Raw genomic sequence first — 19,312 nt, 5'->3', positions numbered from 1 at the left:
ATTGCTAATTAGATGTTAAGAAAGATTCAGCCACAACTCATTCAAACTTACGCGACTATTTTTGCATCTGGTTACATTTGGCGGAAAAAAATAGGGTCGCCATGAATGGCGACCCTACGGTTATTTCACGGGATTTTGTAGGTGCGCCATTTATGGCGACCGACTAAAACTCGCGCTGCCCGCCTAGCTCGATGACCCGATTCGGCGGGATATTAAATTGCTCATGCGCGCGCTGTGCGTTGCGCTGGCAGAAATGGAAAATACCACCTTTAACCCGCATCAAACCTTTTCTCTTCTTCATCACCAGCGTGTCGTGCGAGGTGAAGAACGAGGCTTCATTGACGGTACAACCCAATCCTTCCAGCCCGCACAGATGCAGGATCTCCGCCATCGAAGGCGTCTCGCGCCAGCCGTAAGCGGCAGTTACTTGCCAGAACGACGGCGACAACTGGGTGATGCTCAGGCGCTTCTGGTTGTAGACGCGCGGGATATCGGTGGTGCGGATATGCAGCAGCACCACGCGCTTATGCAGCACGCGGTTGTGTTTGAGGTTGTGCAGCAGTGCCTGCGGAATCTCATGCTCTTTACGTGAGAGGAAGATGGCGGTGCCAGGCACACGGCTTGGCGGGTTGGTTTCCAGCGATCGCACCAGCGCCTGCAAGCTTTCAGGATCGTTATTCAGTTTGCGGATCAGGCGATTACGCTCGCTGCTCCAAATCAGCATCAATCCCATCATGCTCAGCGCCAGCAGTACCGGCACCCAACCGCCGGAGAGCAGCTTCATCAGGTTGGCGCTGAACAGCGGCACATCAATGCTTAACATACACAGCAGGAAAACCAGCGCCACCGGCAGCGGCCACTTCCAGTTACGCAGCGCTACCACACCCGCCAGACAAGCGGTAATCACCATGGTACCGGTCACCACAATGCCGTACGCGGAAGAGAGCGCCGAAGATTGACGGAATGCCAGCACAATCACCGTTACTGCCACAAACAGCAGCCAGTTCACCACCGGAATATAGATCTGACCGGACTCAGTATGCGAGGTGAAAATGACGCGCATCGGCGGCAGGAATCCCTGACGAATCGCCTGATGCGTCAGCGTATAGACGCCGCTAATCACCGACTGCGCCGCAATCACCGTCGCCAGTGTAGACAGCACAATCAGCGGAATTTGTCCCCAGCCCGGCGCGAGATTAAAGAACGGGTTATTGATGGCTTGCGCATCGGCAATCACCAGCGCGCCCTGACCAAAGTAGTTGAGCACTAGCGCGGGCATGGCGATAACCAGCCAGGCCATGCGAATCGGTGCTTTGCCCAGATGTCCCATATCGGCGTACAGCGCTTCCGCACCGGTCACCGCCAGCACCACCATGCCAAGCGCGGCAAACGACAACGCTTTATGGCTAAGCAGGAACGTCAGCGCATAGGAAGGATTCAGTGCATACAGCACCTCCGGATTGAGCAGGATGCCGCGAATACCTAACAGGGCAATCGACACGAACCAGACAAACATCACCGGCCCAAACACTTTACTGACCTTTTCGGTACCGTGTTTTTGAATGATGAACAGCAGCGTGAGGATCGCCACCGCTAGCGGCACCACATATTTATCCAGCTCAGGCGACACCACTTCGATACCTTCAATTGCCGAAAGCACCGAAATCGCCGGGGTGATTACGCCATCGCCGTAAAAGAACGCGCCACCAATTAAGCCTGCTAACACAATAATATGTGACGCTTTGGGTCCGACATGCTGGCGCGCCAGCGACATTAGCGTTAACACGCCGCCTTCGCCATCATGATCGGCGCGCATCACGAAGCAGACATATTTCAGCGTCACAATCAGCGTCAGCGCCCAGAAAATCAGCGACAAAAATCCCATCACTGCGGTGGTGGAGATCGCGCCGTTAGGCAAAATGGAGAGGCACTCTTTGAGGGTGTACAGCGGACTGGTGCCGATATCCCCAAACACGATCCCTGCGGCCGCCAGCATGCCAGCAGGCAAGGATTGTTTTTCACTCTGACTCATAGATTTCCTGTGGTTTATCAGGGTTGAAGCTAATGAGGGCGAACATACCTGTTTGCGACCGATGCGAACAGTGGCAGGCGAATTTACGTACAGCATTTTTACGCCAATGACCGATATTTTTACACCATTTTTATATGGCGCTTATTTTATGAACTGAGCTTAGCTGATTAACGTGGGAAGTCGCGGAAGGATGGATGTTGTCAGTTAAGCGGAAAATCGGTCGCCATGAATGGCGACCCTACGGTGGTTTGGCGGGTGTGCATTGATGCGCACCGGCATACATAGGCTTAATTAAACCGTAAATTACCAGCCTTTAATAATATCGCCTTTGTAAATCTCGTTAGCTTTATCCAGCACTTCCTGCGACTGGAAAGCTTGTTTCAACTTCTGCACGTTAGCGCTGTCTTTATTGTCTTCACGCGCCACAATCGCATTCACGTAAGGCGAAGCTTTGCCTTCCATAAACATGCCGTCACGCGAGGCGGAGAGATTCACCAGCGCGGCGAAGTTGTTGTTGATGATCGAAATATACACCTGCGGATCGTCCAGCGTACGCGCCAACTGCGGCGTATCGACTTCAACAATTTTCAGCTTCTTCGGATTATCGGTGATATCCAGCGTGGTTGGCAGCAGGCCCGCTTCCGGTTTCACTTTAATTAAACCCTGCGCCTGTAACAGCAGCAGGCTGCGCCCAAGGGTGGTGGCTTCGTTGGAGATGGTCACGGTGGCGCCATCCGGTAATTCTTTTAGCGATTTAATCTTGCGCGAGTAACCGGCAATCGGGAATACGAAGGTGTTGGTGACCACGGCGAAGTGGTAGCCGCGCTCTTTGGATTGCATCTCCAGATAAGGCAGGCTCTGGAAGGCGTTGGCATCGACATCTTTGTTGAACAGCGCTTCATTCGGCTGCACGTAATCATTAAAGGCTACCACATCGACATCCAGCTGATATTTGTCGTGCGCAACCTGCTTCACGGTATCCCATAGCACCTGATCAGGTCCGGTGTTAATGGCCACTTTGATGTGATTTTCATCGTCTTTATTACAGCCACTCAGCAGCGCCACGGAAGCAGCCAGCAGAGTGGTGAGTAAAATTTTCTTCATTGCGCAGATCCCCTCTTAACGTAGGGAACGGACTATAATGGATGTTTAGACGTCTGTACATCCATATGCGGCGCGTTTGCTCACTATTCGTTCAGGCGTTCAAGCAGGCAACATATTTCTCACCCGACTGCATTACGATTTGCTGCGCATCAGCGAGAATTTCACGTTGCTCGAATGCGCCATAAAGCCGCGCAAATTTCAGCGCCGCCAGACGACGTGTAATATCTCTTACCGAAGTGACTGATAAAGGGAGCATATTCGGATAGCTCCACATAAATGACACCGCATTAGCGCCCGGCGTAACTTGCACAATATCGCCGCTCAGCAACACGCCACCCTCCTGCGCCCAATACAACACGCAGCCGCCGGCAAAATGTCCACCAAGACGAATCAGCTTCACATTCGGCACAATTTCCAGCTCATCATGTTGCCAAAGCCTAATATGCGGGCTTTCGCGCACAATCCATTCACTGTCGTTGGCGTGCAGATAAATTGGCGCATCGAACGCTGCCGCCCAATCCTGCATGGTGCTGTAATAGTGCGGATGCGAAATAGCAATGGCGTGAACACCGCCGAGCGCGGAGACAATCGCCTTAGTGGCTTCATCGAAATTAGCGATGCAATCCCACAGAATATTGCCGTGCGGCGTTTGCAGCAGAAACGCGCGTTGATTAATGGCGAAGCTGGGCACGGTTTGCAGGCTAAATAAGTTGGCAGCATGTTGCTGCCATTTATTGCAGTGCGTGGATTGCAGGCTTTTCAGTGAAGTCCATTTTTGCCCGCTGGCCGGCACAAATTGCCGTTCGTCTTCACAGATTTTGCAGTGTTCGATTTTACTCTGCTGTTCATCGTACGATGTGCCGCATGCCGTGCAGATTTTGATCATCATGAATTCCTCTCGTCTATGTGAGATTCATTCTAGAAGCCGAAATCAAGACGTGTGCAGATCACCATCGATTGTATTAGGGGCGTCGCACCGCATTTGGGAAGTAAGAGGAAAGTGGGAATTCCGTAGGGTCGCCATTTATGGTGACCAGGTGCGCATGAATGCGCGCCCTACGAAATCGAGCTGTGAAGTTATAGTTGCGGCTGCAACTGATAAATCCACGCCGTGATCAGCTCGCCATTGCTAGTGGTGACATCCACTTCCACCCGATCGTAGCCATCTTCGAACTCATCCAGCATCGGCCAATGTGGCTCGAGCTTGTCAGACACAAACAGATAACCCGGTACGCGCGGGCCATTGTCCTGCAACACAATGCCGGGGAAATCCGCCGCTGCGCCCCAGCCGCGTGCATAGAAGGTGCCGCGAACCGATCCCGCCAGCCATTCGCCGCCGATATTTTCCAGAATATGCGCATTTGATTGGCCTGGCTGCAGCGTGCCGTAAACAAATAAACGTTTCATTTTCCCTCATAAAATCAAGCAAAAGGGTGACTTTACCTATTGGCGATGACGATGTCATCAATCGCCCAATATGCGATGTGCGATGCCTTAAAAGTGGCTATTCTGAAGGACCCGCGATGAGAGGTAAAAGATCAATGTTGAATAGTTCGAGCATTTCTCGCTGCAATATAAAAAGCTACCCGCAATCTGCTCAGTTCGATGGCAAAAGGTTTAACAATAAGATCCCCCGCCAGCAGTTAGGATTGACTGAATTCGCCAAACTATTCTGGGATTTTGCCTTTAATAAACCGAAAAACACCGCTCCTGATGCTGCGCTGCCATTAATCCAACTCGACGCGCAGCAGCTTGCTGCAGCGGCGGATAACAGCGTATTTCGCCTGGGGCATTCGTCATTGCTGTTTAAAATGCAGGGGAAATATTGGCTGACCGATCCGGTATTTACCCAGCGCGCCTCGCCGTTTAAATGGTTTGGTCCCAAACGCTTCCAGCCTGCGCCAATAGCGCTAGACGATTTGCCGCCCATCGAAGGGATCATCCTTTCGCATGATCATTACGATCATCTGGATTATCACACCATTTTGCAGCTCAAAGATCGCGTGCGCTATTTCCTGACGCCGCTTGGCGTGGGCGATTTGCTGGTATCCTGGGGCGTTGCGCAGGAAAAAATTACCCAGCTGGATTGGTGGGAATCAAAGAATATCGGCGGGATTCATTTTGTTGCGACGCCATCGCAGCACTTCTCTGGCCGTGGAATTCTCGATAGCAATAAACGTTTGTGGTGCTCATGGAGCCTTATCAGCGATGATTTCCGCCTGTTTTTTGGCGGTGATTCCGGTTATTTCGACGGTTTCAAACAGATCGGCAATAAATTCGGCCCATTCGACATGGCCTTTCTGGAAAACGGTGCGTATGACCGTCGCTGGGCCGATATTCATATGTTGCCGCAAGACACCATCAAAGCCTTTATCGATCTTAACGCGAAATGGTTGTTCCCGATTCACAATGCCGCTTTCGATTTAGCATTCCATCCATGGAACGATCCGCTTAATCAAATCGTGGCGCTGGCACAGGAACAGAAAATTAACCTGTCGATGCCGCAAATCGGGCAGGGCGTGCAGTTTTTACAGCCGCAGCAAGAGAAACAGTGGTGGTAAAAAGAGGCCCGATTGTCAGGCAATCGGGTTATCCGGTTATTTCGTCATACAGGTTGCGCAGTCGCGTACGCAGAAATAAAACCGCTTTGTGCTTGCGCGATAATAACGTCTGCACGCTGCTGCCGCTCTCTTCAGCCAGCTCGTTATAGCTGTAGCCGAGCAGTTCGGTTTTCTCGAACACCTCACGCTGTGCGTCCGGTAATTCGGCTAACGCCTCCTCCAGTTCTTCCCACAATAACGTTTTGAGATATTCATCTTCCGGCGTTTGCGGCACCCCAAATAAGGTTTCAGCCAGCTCATCTTCCGGGAAATCATTCTCTTCACTGCCGCCGAAAAAATCGGCCAGCGGCAGCTCACGCTTTTTCCGTGCCCGATCGGTCATTTCATTGCGTGCCGCCCGGAACAGCCAGGCGGCGACATTCTCCACCGGCTGCTCCACTTGCATCAGCTTATACGTGACTTCCTGCAAGATATCGTCGGCATCTTCACGCACTGCGGTTCGTCCGCGAATAAATGCATTGAGCTTGGTGCGACAGGCGGTGATTGCCGACATCAGCAGTGAATTCTGCGGCATTTCGCTTACTCGGCGTCGCTGGATTTAGGCGGGTTATTCTCCGGCTGTGGGCGCGCTTCGCCTCGCTCATCACGACGACCCTGCCAGTCGCAACGATCGTGGTGGCCACGATGACCAAAGCGATTGCGGCGATGCTGCATAAATTCTTCGCGCTGTTCCGGCGTCATCTGCATCCAGCGCTCGTGCATGCGGCGACGCGCCATACCAAACATGCCCGGACGGAATCCCAAACCGCCAAACAAGATGCGGCACAACGCCAGCAAACCCAGCGCCTGCCAGAAGCCGATGCTTTTCACGCCGATAATGTCGGGCAGCAACGCATTCCACAGCGACATCACCAGTAAACCCAGTGCGGCGATGATCACCGCGCCCATCAACAGCGGTTTCGCCAGGCGATGCCCACCAAAATGATCCCGATGACCGTGTCTGTGCATATCAAAATCTCTCATTGTTTTTGTCCTCATTAGATTAACGGATAACTGCTGTTGATGAGGTAGACGAATGAGCGGTGAGAATATTGCTTAAAAAATTTAAAAAAAAGAAAAAGGCCGCCGGATGGCAGCCTAGAATTGCAGACTATTTGTCGAAGAATCAGCGTCTTGCTTTATCCCTCCGTGGTCTAATTACAATATCGGCAATTTGCGTGTCTTCCGGGCTGTCAATGATAAAGCGTACGGCGCGTGCCACTGAAGTCGCGTCGAGATACTCCTGCGGATTGATCGGCGCATGGTTGCCCGCGCGGGCACGCGAGGCTTGGTTCATCGGCGTATCGGTTGGGCCAGGCGCGACTGTCGCGACCCGCACGCCATGTTCGCTCTCTTCGCTACGCAGCGCATGCGCCAGCGCGGTAAGAGCAAATTTCGAGGCGGAGTAAATAACGTGTCCTGCTAACGCCAGCGTTCCCGAACCGGAATTGATAAATACCACTTTACCCTGCGAGGCGCGCAGTGCTGGCAAGGCTAAGCGCGTGAGTTCAGCAGGCGCGATGACGTTAATATTCAGGTGCTGTTGCCACAGTTCTGGCGTGGCGGAGAAGGTGGTGCTGAGTATCGAGATCGCCGCCGAATGCACCAGCACGTCAACCCGATCCAGCGTGGCGATGAACGCGGCCACGGCGGCAAAATCTGTGATATCCAGCGCAACCGGAATCACATTGGTTACCCGCTCCAACGCCTGTAAAGTTTGCTGATTGCGACCAATGGCGTAAACCTGATGATCGGCCGCCAATAACTTCACGGTTTCCAGGCCAATGCCGCTGTTGCCGCCGGTGACAATCGCCACCGGTAATGCTGATGCTGTCATAGGTTCCTCTCCTGTTGATGATTTCAAGCTAAGGAAAAGGACTGCTGCAGGCAAATGCCTAAACTGACTATGTTTACCTGGTGCGCATGAATGCGCACACGTTGTAGGGTCGCCATTTATGGCGACCCTCCTCGGTATTTGCAAGGCGTCTACATCTTCGCCAATCCACCAAACGTCTGCTTACCGTTATAGAACGTCGCCATTACCGGCGCGATGTGCGCAACGGCTTCCGCAGAGCAACTTGCGTTAACCAGCATCATGGTGGCGCGATCCTGCGCTTTCGGCCATTGCTGTTCGCCGTGGCTATTCAGCGGCAACACTTCGTTAGTCGCGATACCTAACGCGCGGCTGAGCGAATACTCATCCGGCCCACGATAGAGTTGCGAATAGACGTTGGCTTTTTCCAGCATGCTGCCGCTACCAAACGGCTGCCAGTGATCGGCGATGGTGTCAGTGCCCGACCACACCGGCACGCCAGCAGCGCGCAGCTGCGGCAGCGGCATGATCACCCGGCCAATCGGCACAGTGGTGGCGATGCTGAACTGCTGCTCTTTCAGCTCCTCAATCATTGCTGCCAACTCGTTACCCTGTAACGTACCCAGCGCGAAAGCGTGGCTGATGGTCACCTTGCCTTTCAGTTGCGGATTGTCGCGCACCGTTTTCAGCATGTAGCGAATCGCCGCTACGCCGTGCGGTTCGGTTTCATGCAAGTGAATATCGATCGGTGCGGCGAAATCGAGCGCGATGCTGAACATGGTATCCAGCGACTTCTCCATCGCGCCGTCAACGTTGGTCGGGTCCAGCCCGCCAACATAGTTCGCGCCCATTTTCATCGCTTCGCGCATCATGCCTTCGACGTTTGAGCGCAATAATCCGTGCTGCGGGAAGGCGACAATCTCCGCATGAAAATCGTCGCGATGGTTGGCAATCGCCTGCTGAAGATGTTCCAGACCTTGTAACTTGCTGACCGGATCGATGTTGCAATGGCTGCGTGCGGAACTGCTGCCTTTGGATTGCAGCAGACCAATCAGTTTCTCGGCGCGGATTTCAGAAGTCGGCACCAGTTCGGGCAGGATCTGCTCTTCCTGATGAATCATATCGATCACGCTATGACGCGGCAGCGGGGCGCGCCAGCCTTCGCCGTAGAAGGTTTTATCGAGATGGATGTGCATATCGCGCGTGGCGGGCAGCAGCAGATAACCGGCGGCGTCCCATGCGGGCAAATTAAGTTTAACGCCTGCGGGATGCACTACGGCAATATTTCCGGCATTCACTTCGACATCATACAAACCGGTGCGCGTGGCGGTAATCACGTCCTGTTTGCGGATAAAAGCTTCTTCCAGTCGCACGTTACGCAGCAGATAGTGCGTGGCATCCACGCGGCTGGCATTGGCGGGTTGGCAGGTTGCCGCCGCCTGAGCGCTGCGGCTCATGCCCGCGCTGAGTAAGGTGCCTGCGGCGGTGAGTTTCATGCCGGCGGAAAGAAAATCCCGGCGATTGCCGGGTGATAAGAGGCTCATGAGTCATTCTCCTTGTAGGGGAGAATTACCCTAAAATAGACGCTGGCAGGGCGCTTTGATATTTCCCACTGCTGGCTATGGTGAAAACTAATGACCGCAGTGATTGCTACTCCGCGAGATGAATTCGTACCTGATGAATCCCAGCTTCACCGCTGAGCGTGATGGCATCATCCGCACTTAGCTCATCATCCAGCCACAGCTGATAACCTTCGGACGTACGTAGCATCTCAATTTCATAGCGCGCGTCACCTTCATGATAAATCACCTTCGCGCCCGGCCACGCCTGAGGCAGACGTGGACGCAGTTGCAATTTATCGCCGTGACGCGTGATGCCGAGCAGGGTTTCGATAATCAGCTGATAGGTCCAGCCCGCCGAGCCGGTGTACCACGTCCAGCCGCCGCGACCTTGTTGATTATCGGCGCTGTAGACATCCGCCGCCTTCACGTAAGGTTCGACCTTGTAAGTTGCAACAGCATGCGCATCAAGGCTGTGATTGATCGGATTAATCAGCGCCAGCAATTCCCAGGCGCGATCAACCTGGTCCATTTCCGCGAACGCCATAATTGCCCACAGCGCGCCGTGCGTGTATTGCCCGCCGTTTTCGCGAATGCCGGGCAGATAACCACGAATGTATCCCGGATTGGGACCGATGCCATTAAACGGCGGCGTCAGCAGCTTGATCAGGCCGTTATCGCTGTCAACTAACTGCTGATCGAGCGCCTGCATTGCCGAGACGCATTTATCATGATCGCCCGCAGCAGACAGCACCGACCAGCTCTGTGCGATGGCGTCAATGCGGCATTCGGCGTTGCGGTGTGAACCGAGAGTTTCGCCGCTATCGAAGTAGCTGCGCAGGAACCATTCACCATCCCAGGCGCGCTGATTCAGTGCCGTTTTCAGCTTTGCAGCCTGCTGTTCGCACAACGTAGCGGCTTCCGCTTGCCCGATACGTGTGGAGAGCGCGGCAAAGCGCGTGAGCACGCTGTAGAGGAAAAAGCCCAGCCAGACGCTCTCGCCTTTACCGGCAATGCCGACTTCGCTCATGCCGTCATTCCAGTCGCCAGAACCCATCAGCGGCAAACCATACTCGCCAAATCTCAGGCCATGCTGGATGGCGCGCAAGCCATGCTGCCACAGGTTTTCCTGCAGCTGACTGACGTTGGGCAGGCTGTAAACCGACTCTTCTTCGGCCGCAAGCAGCGGCGCTTCAAGATAGCTAACTGGCTGTTCTAACAGCGCGATATCCTCGGTGGCGGTGATGTAATGGCAAAGGGCAAAGGGCAGCCAGAGATAATCATCCGAGCAGCGGGTGCGCACGCCGCGTCCGGCGGGTGGATGCCACCAATGCTGCACATCGCCTTCGAGGAACTGACGGGACGCGCACAGCACCAGCTGATCGCGCAACAAGTGTGGCGCGGCGTGGGTCAGCGATAGCGTGTCCTGCAACTGATCGCGGAAGCCAAACGCGCCGCCCGACTGATAATAACCGCTGCGCGCCAGCAAACGGCTGGCCAGCGTTTGGTACAGCAGCCAGTTGTTCGCCAGCAGGTTCACCGCTGCATCCGGTGTTTGCACCTCGACTTTGTCTAACAGACCGCGCCATTGCTGCTGTACTTTTGCCAGCTCGGTTTCCGCCTGTTCGCTGGGGAGAAATTGCTGCATCAGCGTCAGCGCCGATGTGGTATCTTCCGCCGCGCCTAATACGAACACCAAGGTGCGCGTGTCGCCATCAATTAAGCTGGTCAGCGTTTGCAAGGTGGCGCAGGGATCGAGCCCCGCGCCGGTGTTGCCCGATAAGCCACGCGCTTGCATCATCGCGGGCTTACGCGTTGAACCATTGCGGCCCAGACACTCAAGGCGATTACCGCTGAAAGCAATCTGATTGCCTGATGCGGCGAAGAATGCGGTGCGCGTCGATCCGGCGCTGGTATACGGATTCATCGCCAGAATGGCGCTGCCATCGGCCACTATTGCCGATGAGGTTTGCACGTGGCGGGCAGATTGGCTCATCAGCTCACCCAGCACCCATTCGACGTAGCCGGTGATCGACAGATGTCGCGTTTTGCCCGACAGATTGCTGAGTTGGATTAGCGTGATTTTCGCCGCCTGCTCGGCTGCGACAAAGGTGGTGAGCGTGCTGCGAATGCCTTGCTCCTGATGCACAAAGCAGCTGTAGCCCATACCGTGCTGCGTCAGATAATCACCGTTGCCACGCATTGGCAGCGGCATCGGCGACCAGACATCGCCGCTCTCCTCATCGCGCAGATAAAAGGCTTCGCCCGACGTATCGCTAACCGGATCGTTGTGCCACGGCGTCAGGCGGTATTCGTGCGCATTTTCAAACCAGGTGTAGGCCTGACCACTTTCCGAGATCACGCTGCCAAACTGTTTATTTGCCAGCACGTTGCACCAGGGCGCGGGCGTCTGAAGATGTGGGGACAGCAGAATGTGGTATTCACTGCCATCGGCGCTGTAGCCGCCGGTGCCATTGAACAGCTGCAAGGTTTCCGCTGCGGCGAGGCGAGTGGGCGTAGGTAATGCCTGTTTATGCGGCAGGAAGCGGGAAGGCGGCGCAACCGGCTGCGGTTTTAACAGCACCGTCAGCTGATCGGCCAGGCTGCCATTGCGTCCTTCCAGTACCACGGCTGCCACGCTGAGTAACAGCGTGACGTCTTCGGCGGCAAAGTGATCGCTTTGGCGCAGGAAGATGCCGCCCGGCTTGTCGGCCAGCAGCTGAGTTTCGCCGGATGAAATCATCTTGATCAGCTGATTCTGCAACAGCTGCTGATAGCCACCTTGCTCGCCGTTAAGGATCACCAAATCCGCCGTCAATCCTTTCTGACGCCAGTATTGATGTGCCTTGATCAGATTGCTCACCAGACTAAGCTGCGTACCGTTTTCGATGCGTACCAGCACGATAGGCAGATCGCCTGAAATGGAGTAGCGCCATAGCGAGGTTTGCCCGAGACGATTCTGCTGCATACGCTGGCTGTCGCCGCGCATTTCAGGGCTGGCAAAAATCACCGCGCTGGCGAGCTGGTTATACAAACTGGCATCTTCGGCGAGGATATTCAGCTGTCGCAGCGCCACCTGACTGTGCGACGCCGTCATTTCAAATACCCGATTGGCATAGACATTGTTGCGATACTTCTCAATCAATCCAAGGCAGGCGTCACGCTGCGTAGTGACGCCGTACACCAGATCGAGGGTGATGGATTTACCCGGGTTGAGCGCGATTTTCTGGCGGATCGACATCAGCGGATCGAGCACCGCACCGGCGCTGCCGCTGAGTATGCCTTCCGCTGTAATGGCTTGTGGATCGGCGCGGGTCCTGCCGCGACCAATAAACTGCGCACGGTCGGTTTCATAATGCGTATCGCGCTCGCTGGTGCCGTGAATCAGCAGCGCGTGGAACATCCACACCGGTTCGGTTTTCTCATCACGCGGGCGGCGATGCGCCAGAATGGCTTCCAGCTCGGTAACAATTTCGGTTTGCACAAACAGATTGCTGAACGCCGGATGCGCCATATCGCTGGCAGCGGAGGCGAGCACCACTTCCGCATAGCTGGTGATATCCATCTCACGCAGCTGGCGTGAATGGTTGGTGAGGACGATGCGGCGAATCTCCACATCATCTTCTGGCGACACCACCACTTGCGTGTGGGTGCTGAGGGTTTCAGCGCGCGACTCAAACTCCGCGCCAGCATCGGTGAAGCGGGCAATGTGTTGTGGCCGCGTATCGCCGCTCGGCTGGAACGTCGGGCTGATCAATTCGCCGGATTGACGATCGCGGATATAGCAGAAGATGCCGTGCTGATTGCTGGTGCCATCGGCGCGCCAGCGGGTTAACGCCAATCCTTTCCACTCGCTGTAACCGGTGCCGGATTGCGTCACCATCACATGATAGTTTGCATTCGACAGCAGCTGCAGCTGTGGCAAGTGAGCCGCCGAACCGCTGTATTCGCGCAGTTCATGCGTGTCCGAACGTGGCTTGATCTCGCGGGTATCAACGAACTGACGACGCGGCGTATAGAGCTCAATGTCGTCCGGCATGCGCTCCTGCAGCAGTAAATAAGAAGACTGGAAGCGTGCGCTGGACATAAACCGCGCCACCATCGGCGCTTCATGCAGCAGATGCGAAATCGCCAGAAAACCCATTCCCTGGTGATGCGCCATGTAAGTTTTCACTGCGACAAATTGCTGACCGCGCGCCAGCCGATGTGCGGTGAAATCAAGCGCTTCGTAGAAACCGTATTTCCCGCAGGCACCCATTTTCTTCAGCTTCATCAGGTTATCGGTGGCCTGATGCGGCAGCACCATCAACGCGAGCAGCGAGGCGTAGGGCGCGACCACATGATCATCGTTGAGGCCACGTTTTAGTCCCAACTCGGGCGTACCGAAGGCTTTGTATTGATAGTTTTGGCTATCATCGAAAGCGGCATACGCCGATTCGGAAACGCCCCACGGAATCTGCGCGGCGTCGCCGGAGGCGATCTGCTGCTTCACCGCCGAGAGCGCCATTTTCTCCAGCAGCGTATCCGGGTAGACCGGCATCACCAGATGCGGCATCAGATACTCAAACATCGAGCCGCTCCACGACATCACCGCAGGTTTGTTATCCAGCTGGGTAAACAAGCGCCCCAGCACGAACCAGCTTTTTACCGGCAGCTGATTGGCGGAGATGGCGTAATAGTGCGTCAGGCGCACTTCGGAGGGGAAGAGATCGTAATGGCCTTTGTCGAGTAGGCCGCTATCGAGGTTGTAACCGACGCTGAGCAGCGCGTTTTTTTCAACATAGAGAAAACGAAAGTCCATTTTAGCGTGATCTTCCAGACGTCCTTCCAGCTCCAGCAAGGTCGCCATGCGTTCTCGCGCGGCCCACATCACGGAAGCGGCGAGCTGGGCATTAAGGCCGGGGCGATGAAGTTTTAATTCACTCAGCCACAGCAACGAGGGCAAAGCGTCCGGCAGCACATCATCCGGCCCGATCCAGCTGAAATAACGCATCCACTCTTGCTGGAAATCGCTGAGCTGATGGATAAAGCGTTCAAACCATTTCACCTGCGACGGCGGCAGTTTGAGCTGCGCCAGCAGAATTTCACTCAGCGCGATCAGGGATGAAAGATGATTGGCAATCGCGGCGGGTGCGACTTGTTGCAGCGCAACAAACTGCTCGGCTAGCTCATCCCAGCGATCGTGACGCTCTGTGCCCATTTGCGCTTTGGCCAGCATCAAGGTGTCATTCAGACCAGCCATGATCAGCGGTAAAGCGATCACCGGCAGATGCTTCCATTGCGCAAGACCCGCCTGCAAGGTAGCGAGATGGGCGGCGAGGTTGCCGCTATCCACGGTAGAAATGTAACGTGGATTTAACGGTTTTAGCGTGTAAGTGTCATACCAGTTGTAGAGATGCCCACGAAAATGCTCCATGCGATCAAGGCTATCCAGAGTGGCGAGCGAACGGGTAATCACCTGTTTTTGCGTGATGTAACCGAAATCCCATGCGGTTAAATTAGCCAGCAGTGACAGGCCGATATTGGTCGGCGAAGTGCGGTGCGCCACCACCGGCTGCAACACTTCCTGGAAGTTATCCGGCGGCAAGTGGTTGTGCTCGGCGGTAACGAAATCTTCAAACCATGCCCAGGTGTGGCGCGCGGTCTGGCGCAAAAACTGCTGCTGCTCTGCGGAGAGTTTTTTCTGCCGCGATTGCGCCGGTTTACTCAACTGCCATAACAGCCACGGCGTGAGCAGCCACAGCAAGGAAAGCGGCAGCGCTAACGCGATCAGTTGTGGATTGATCAGCACGGTTAAAAGTGACAGTGCAACGCCTGCCGCCGGATTAAACCACATTGCCTGATAAAAGTTCCGCAGTGACGGCGTGGGCGAGGAACTGCCCGCCGACGCGCTTTTCCATTCATGGAGAAACTGCCCGCTGACGTTCAATCGCCACAGCGTGACGATGATCGCTTTAAGCGACCAGTAGCTTTCATGCGGCAACGCTGCCAGCGTCAGTCCCGCACGTCCCAGACGCATTAACGCATCCGAGTACAAGATAGTGAGATGATGTTGCCAGGCGCGCCTTTTGCTTTTGCGCATGCCTTCCATGCTCAGCGCAAAAGCGCTTGGCAGCAGCAGGAACAGCGCAATACAGCCGAGCCAAAACGGCGGATTCGCTACCCAAGTGAAAGCCAGAAACATCAGCAGTAGCAAGGCAGGAGCCACCAGACTGCGACGCAGGTTATCGAACAATTTCCAGCGCGAAAGCGCGCTCAGCGGATTGGCCTGATAGCCGCCATCCTCCAGACGTACACGCAGTTTTAACCAGTTCAGCAGCTGCCAGTCACCGCGCACCCAGCGGAAACGCCGCGCGACATCGCTGAGATAGTTATCCGGATAGTGTTCATACAGCACCACATTGCTGACCACGCCGGAACGCGCGTAACAGCCCTCCAGCAGATCGTGACTCAGCACCAGATTTTCCGGGCAGGTATTGCGCGTCGCGCGGGTGAAAGCCGCCACATCGTAAATGCCTTTGCCGACAAACGAACCTTCGCCAAATAGATCCTGATAGATATCGGAAGACATCGATGAATAGGCATCGTTGCCCGGCACGCTGCTGGAGAGCCGCGCGTAGCGGCCTTGTCCAAAGGGCGGGATCTCTTCGGCCAGACGCGGCTGCAGAATGGCGTAACCTTCCACCACGCGGTTGAGGCGATCATCAAATACCGGCGCATTGAGGGGATGCGCCATGATACCAATCAGCTTGTGTGCGGTTTCGCGCGGCAGAATGGTGTCGGCATCAAGGGTGATGACGTATTTCACAGTGCGCATCTGCGCCTGGCTGGCACCTACGATCACGTTAAACATCTCCGCTTCACCTTGCAGCCAGCGATTGAGCGCATGCAGTTTGCCGCGCTTGCGCTCATAACCCATCCAAACGCCCTGTGAAGGATTGTGAACCCGGTTGCGATGCAGCAGCGAAAACAGCACATCGTGGTGCGACTTGCTGCTGTAACGGCGGTTGAGCGCCTGAATTTTCAGTACTGCGTAACCGATGATTTCATCATCATCAACCTGATGTTCATCCACGCTGTCTGTGAAGTCGGCCAGCAGCGCAAAAGTGATGTTGTCGAGCGCGTTGCCGAGATAGCTGGTTTCCAGCGAGCGCAGCAGCGTATCGGTGCCCTGTTTGCTGCTGATTAAGCAAGGGATCACTACCAAGGTGCGATCGCTATCCGGCACCGCCAGCTCGTAATCGAGTCGCGGAAGGGGAACCGGATGGCGGGTGCGGGTTGTCACTTCGCTGAGCAGTTGTAAGGCGAGCTGGCTGCTGATAATGATCACCGCCGGTACCAGCAACAGCCACAGCACCACCGACATACCGGCCTGATGGGTGAAAAACAGCGCTTCGGCGCTGAAGGCGGTGGTCAATAAGGTGAGGCTGCCAAGCCAGGAGAGCAGCGGCGTTTGGCTGAGATGATGACGCGCCTGATTCAACCAGGAACGGCGCGGCTTTAACTGTTGCTCAAGCTGCGCGCGTCCTTTATCCAGCAGAAAGTAACCAATATGCTGCTGGCGCGACGGCAATTCGGGCTGACGACTCAGCGCCAGCACCTGATTGGCCACGCTAAGCTCGTCGAATTCGCTCTGACGCGCCAGCTCTTCCACCACGTGTCGGTACTGATCGCGGCTGTCAAAATGCATCTGCGGATAAATGCCAGCCGGATCCTGCACCAGTACCTGCTCCACCAGACTCAGCGATTCCACCAAATCCTGCCAGTTGATTTCACCGAGCTGGCGCAATCCGGCAATGCTGTTGCTGACCGAAAGCTGGCTCAATGCCAGTTGACGGTTAAATTGTTCAATCACATCCGCGGTATTACGCCCGGTGTTCAGCAGATGTTGCTCCACCCACGTCAGCGCTAGCGAGTGATTCTGACCATTCAGCTTGCGCGCCAGTTCGGCGACAAACGCGCCAGAAAGCTGGCTGTTTTTGTGTGCCATATCGGCAATCACCTGAATCACCCGCGTGGCGTCTTTGGCGGAGTGATGAACGATCTCATTAATCCACGCTTCGGCCTGGCTGCGCTCCTGATGGATCTCGGCGACGCCTTGCGCAATACGCGCGAGGTTATCGAGCAGCGCAAAGCGCAGCATGGCGGGAAGCGCCCAAAGTTCTCCCATCAGCAGCGGCGTAATCCTCTGATAAGCATGAATAAAAGTCGCCAGCACCGTCGATTCTAAGCGGCCGTCGCTGTGACTGATCATCTCATCAGCAATCGCCTGAATACGTAACGCGTGGGTGGGCTCTTCAAGCGCGGGTAAACCCTGACCAAATTTGGTCGGCAACAGATGGCGTACCATGCGAATTTGTTCTTCGATGATATAAAAATTATCTAACAGCCACTCGCCAGCCGGCGTCAGATTACGCTTATCACCGGTACTTAATATTTCTGCACTTTTTATCAGCGCCTGTTCGTTTTCACTTAGTCGCTGCAATAACTTATAGTTTTTTTTGGCGTCAGAAAGATGATGCGTTTTTGCCAGTCGCTCGCCATATATTGCCATTTGCTGTTCGGAAAAAACGTCTGGCCGGTTCGCCTGATAGATGCCGCTGTCAGGCAATAATTCAAGACTGGCGCGTGCGGTTGCTGGAAGCGCACTACTGCCGATGATTGATCCGGTGGGAATTTTATTTTTCATAATGGCGTCGCAAAAAATCCAGTGGATTATAAAAGTCAGCACTATCAACAGGAAGATTGACGGTATAAGAGTGGGCGAGGAAACTGTTCTGTCTTTATTGAGTATAGCGTTGAATTTATTTGACGGTTGGCTTTATATAATTAAAGTAAATTTAAAATATTTAAATGAGTGTAATGATGGGGTTGAAGATCATTAACAATGTTGTCAAGTGTTAGTTGCAGTGAAAAAAGTGAGGTGTGTTAGAATAAGTTAACTGAAAAAGGAAAAAATCATGAGCTGGTTAAATCAATTTTTAGAAGGTTTATCGCGCCGGGAAATAAAAACGCAGTGTCCAGTGTGTAAAAAATTCTGCCCGCAATCTTCCTTAAAACAAGCGCGCGGGCAGGCTATGTTGTGCCCGCACTGTAAATCACTGTTTATTGCTGAGGTATAGACACATGCGCCATATTCTTGAATGGATTGATTTAAATGAACAAGCGCCGGGCTATAAGCAGGAGTGCATCGTACAATTTGATAATGGCGAAGTGCAGGGCGGCTGGCTTTACGGCGGGCAGTCGCGCAGCGGTGAGCATATTTTTCTTGAGTCACACGCAGAATATGAAACCAGCATGGGGGTTGATTTCTGGATGTCATTGCCACCCGCGCAACCGAACCATCTTGCCACTGTTCACTCTATAATATGAAAACGAAAAATAAATATTACCGCTCATATTCGATAAATGACCGCTGCGCTTCAGCCCGATCGACAAACTGAAACCCCAGTGGATGTATTAATTTTTCATCACAATACCAGCGATCATTTATGCGTTTAAAAATGTCACCCTGATGAAAGGGTTGATCTTTATCCAGGCGCATAACGGCATATTTGCCGTTATTGAAGACGACTTCGTAAAGAGAAATTAAACCGAGCGGGAGTAAAGTACGTTCGTGAATAATTTCACCGCTGAGTTCGGGTTGTCTTGGTTTTTTCATGATTATGTCTCCGATTAACCTTCTTTAATTCTGGCAATGAATTAAACAATGCGTGGTGTTTATTTTTAAGGCTTCGCTTGTGAATTGTGTAATGTCCGCCAGGATTAAGTCAGTCTTATGTGTCGGCGCAATTTATTATTCCTTCTCGCCCACGTTTTACCTACCTGACATCCTACTTTATCAAAAGGCAATATTATGACGATTAAAACACTGCACGATCTGTTTGTGCATGATCTCTCTGATATTTACAGCGCAGAAAAACAGATCACTAAAGCGTTACCAAAAATGATTCGTGCAGCCACCGATCCTAATCTGGTCGCAGCCTTTAAACAGCATCTGGAAGAGACACGCGGACAAATTGAACGTATCGATCAACTGGTTGAACTCACTGAAGGTGTGCAGATCAAACGGATGAAGTGTCATGCGCTGGAAGGATTGGCTGAAGAAGCGCAGGAGATCATCGATGAAGTGGAGAAAGGGCCGGTTTGCGATGCCGGACTGATCGGTGCTGCGCAGAAGGTTGAACATTATGAGATCGCCACC

General features: G+C 54.0%; 14 protein-coding genes. 4 read left to right on the top strand and 10 right to left on the bottom strand.

Annotated elements, in window-relative coordinates; genetic code table 11:
* Nucleotides 1-163 precede the first annotated feature (163 nt).
* From kup to RTM06_RS10695, 4 genes are all read right to left on the bottom strand, one after another.
* Entirely contained in the window at nucleotides 164-2,032 is a 1,869-nt protein-coding gene (gene kup, locus RTM06_RS10710) for a low affinity potassium transporter Kup (protein WP_256699420.1), read from the bottom strand.
* Between the two features lie 303 nt (nucleotides 2,033-2,335).
* Nucleotides 2,336-3,136: a MetQ/NlpA family ABC transporter substrate-binding protein gene (locus tag RTM06_RS10705; protein ID WP_256698680.1), complete on the bottom strand. Its 801-nt coding sequence runs from the start codon at nucleotides 3,134-3,136 to the stop codon at nucleotides 2,336-2,338.
* 91 nt (nucleotides 3,137-3,227) lie between these two features.
* The gene (locus RTM06_RS10700) at nucleotides 3,228-4,022 is read right to left on the bottom strand and encodes an MBL fold metallo-hydrolase (protein ID WP_312182068.1); all 795 of its coding nucleotides are present in this window, start codon (nucleotides 4,020-4,022) and stop codon (nucleotides 3,228-3,230) included.
* 191 nt (nucleotides 4,023-4,213) lie between these two features.
* Nucleotides 4,214-4,543 (bottom strand): gamma-glutamylcyclotransferase family protein, encoded by a 330-nt coding sequence (locus RTM06_RS10695; RefSeq protein ID WP_312182040.1) that lies wholly within the window; start codon nucleotides 4,541-4,543, stop codon nucleotides 4,214-4,216.
* A 242-nt stretch (nucleotides 4,544-4,785) separates the two neighbouring features.
* Here RTM06_RS10695 and RTM06_RS10690 point away from each other — a divergent pair, with 242 nt between their 5' ends.
* A complete protein-coding gene (locus tag RTM06_RS10690) occupies nucleotides 4,786-5,697 on the top strand; it encodes an MBL fold metallo-hydrolase (RefSeq protein WP_312182038.1) in 912 nt (303 codons plus the stop codon).
* Nucleotides 5,698-5,725: 28 nt separating this feature from the next.
* Here the strand turns inward: RTM06_RS10690 and RTM06_RS10685 are convergent, their stop codons facing one another.
* The 5 genes from RTM06_RS10685 to RTM06_RS10665 form a co-directional block, all read right to left on the bottom strand.
* Entirely contained in the window at nucleotides 5,726-6,271 is a 546-nt protein-coding gene (locus RTM06_RS10685) for an RNA polymerase sigma factor (RefSeq protein ID WP_293793669.1), read from the bottom strand.
* A gap of 5 nt (nucleotides 6,272-6,276) precedes the next feature.
* On the bottom strand, nucleotides 6,277-6,720 hold the full coding sequence (locus tag RTM06_RS10680; RefSeq protein WP_312182034.1) for a hypothetical protein: 444 nt from the start codon (nucleotides 6,718-6,720) through the stop codon (nucleotides 6,277-6,279).
* A gap of 142 nt (nucleotides 6,721-6,862) precedes the next feature.
* On the bottom strand, nucleotides 6,863-7,573 hold the full coding sequence (locus RTM06_RS10675) for an SDR family oxidoreductase (protein WP_312182032.1): 711 nt from the start codon (nucleotides 7,571-7,573) through the stop codon (nucleotides 6,863-6,865).
* 149 nt (nucleotides 7,574-7,722) lie between these two features.
* On the bottom strand, nucleotides 7,723-9,093 hold the full coding sequence (locus RTM06_RS10670; RefSeq protein ID WP_312182030.1) for an amidohydrolase: 1,371 nt from the start codon (nucleotides 9,091-9,093) through the stop codon (nucleotides 7,723-7,725).
* A gap of 106 nt (nucleotides 9,094-9,199) precedes the next feature.
* Nucleotides 9,200-17,797, bottom strand: a complete 8,598-nt coding sequence (locus RTM06_RS10665) for a GH36-type glycosyl hydrolase domain-containing protein (RefSeq protein WP_312182028.1) — start codon at nucleotides 17,795-17,797, stop codon at nucleotides 9,200-9,202.
* A gap of 271 nt (nucleotides 17,798-18,068) precedes the next feature.
* Between RTM06_RS10665 and RTM06_RS10660 the strand changes: the two genes are divergently transcribed.
* On the top strand, nucleotides 18,069-18,230 hold the full coding sequence (locus RTM06_RS10660; RefSeq protein WP_008102026.1) for a YnfU family zinc-binding protein: 162 nt from the start codon (nucleotides 18,069-18,071) through the stop codon (nucleotides 18,228-18,230).
* A 4-nt stretch (nucleotides 18,231-18,234) separates the two neighbouring features.
* On the top strand, nucleotides 18,235-18,480 hold the full coding sequence (locus tag RTM06_RS10655) for a hypothetical protein (protein ID WP_256698688.1): 246 nt from the start codon (nucleotides 18,235-18,237) through the stop codon (nucleotides 18,478-18,480).
* A 16-nt stretch (nucleotides 18,481-18,496) separates the two neighbouring features.
* Here the strand turns inward: RTM06_RS10655 and RTM06_RS10650 are convergent, their stop codons facing one another.
* The gene (locus tag RTM06_RS10650) at nucleotides 18,497-18,769 is read right to left on the bottom strand and encodes a hypothetical protein (protein WP_256698689.1); all 273 of its coding nucleotides are present in this window, start codon (nucleotides 18,767-18,769) and stop codon (nucleotides 18,497-18,499) included.
* 195 nt (nucleotides 18,770-18,964) lie between these two features.
* Between RTM06_RS10650 and RTM06_RS10645 the strand changes: the two genes are divergently transcribed.
* A partial coding sequence (locus RTM06_RS10645) for a ferritin-like domain-containing protein (RefSeq protein ID WP_312182023.1) occupies nucleotides 18,965-19,312 on the top strand: 348 nt, incomplete at its 3' end.

Origin of the sequence: Pantoea sp. CTOTU46764, assembly GCF_031974595.1 — a bacterium.
GTDB lineage: Bacteria > Pseudomonadota > Gammaproteobacteria > Enterobacterales > Enterobacteriaceae > Pantoea > Pantoea trifolii.
The sequence above is the reverse complement of the archived record's forward strand: the minus strand, read 5'-3'. Positions and strand labels throughout refer to the sequence as shown.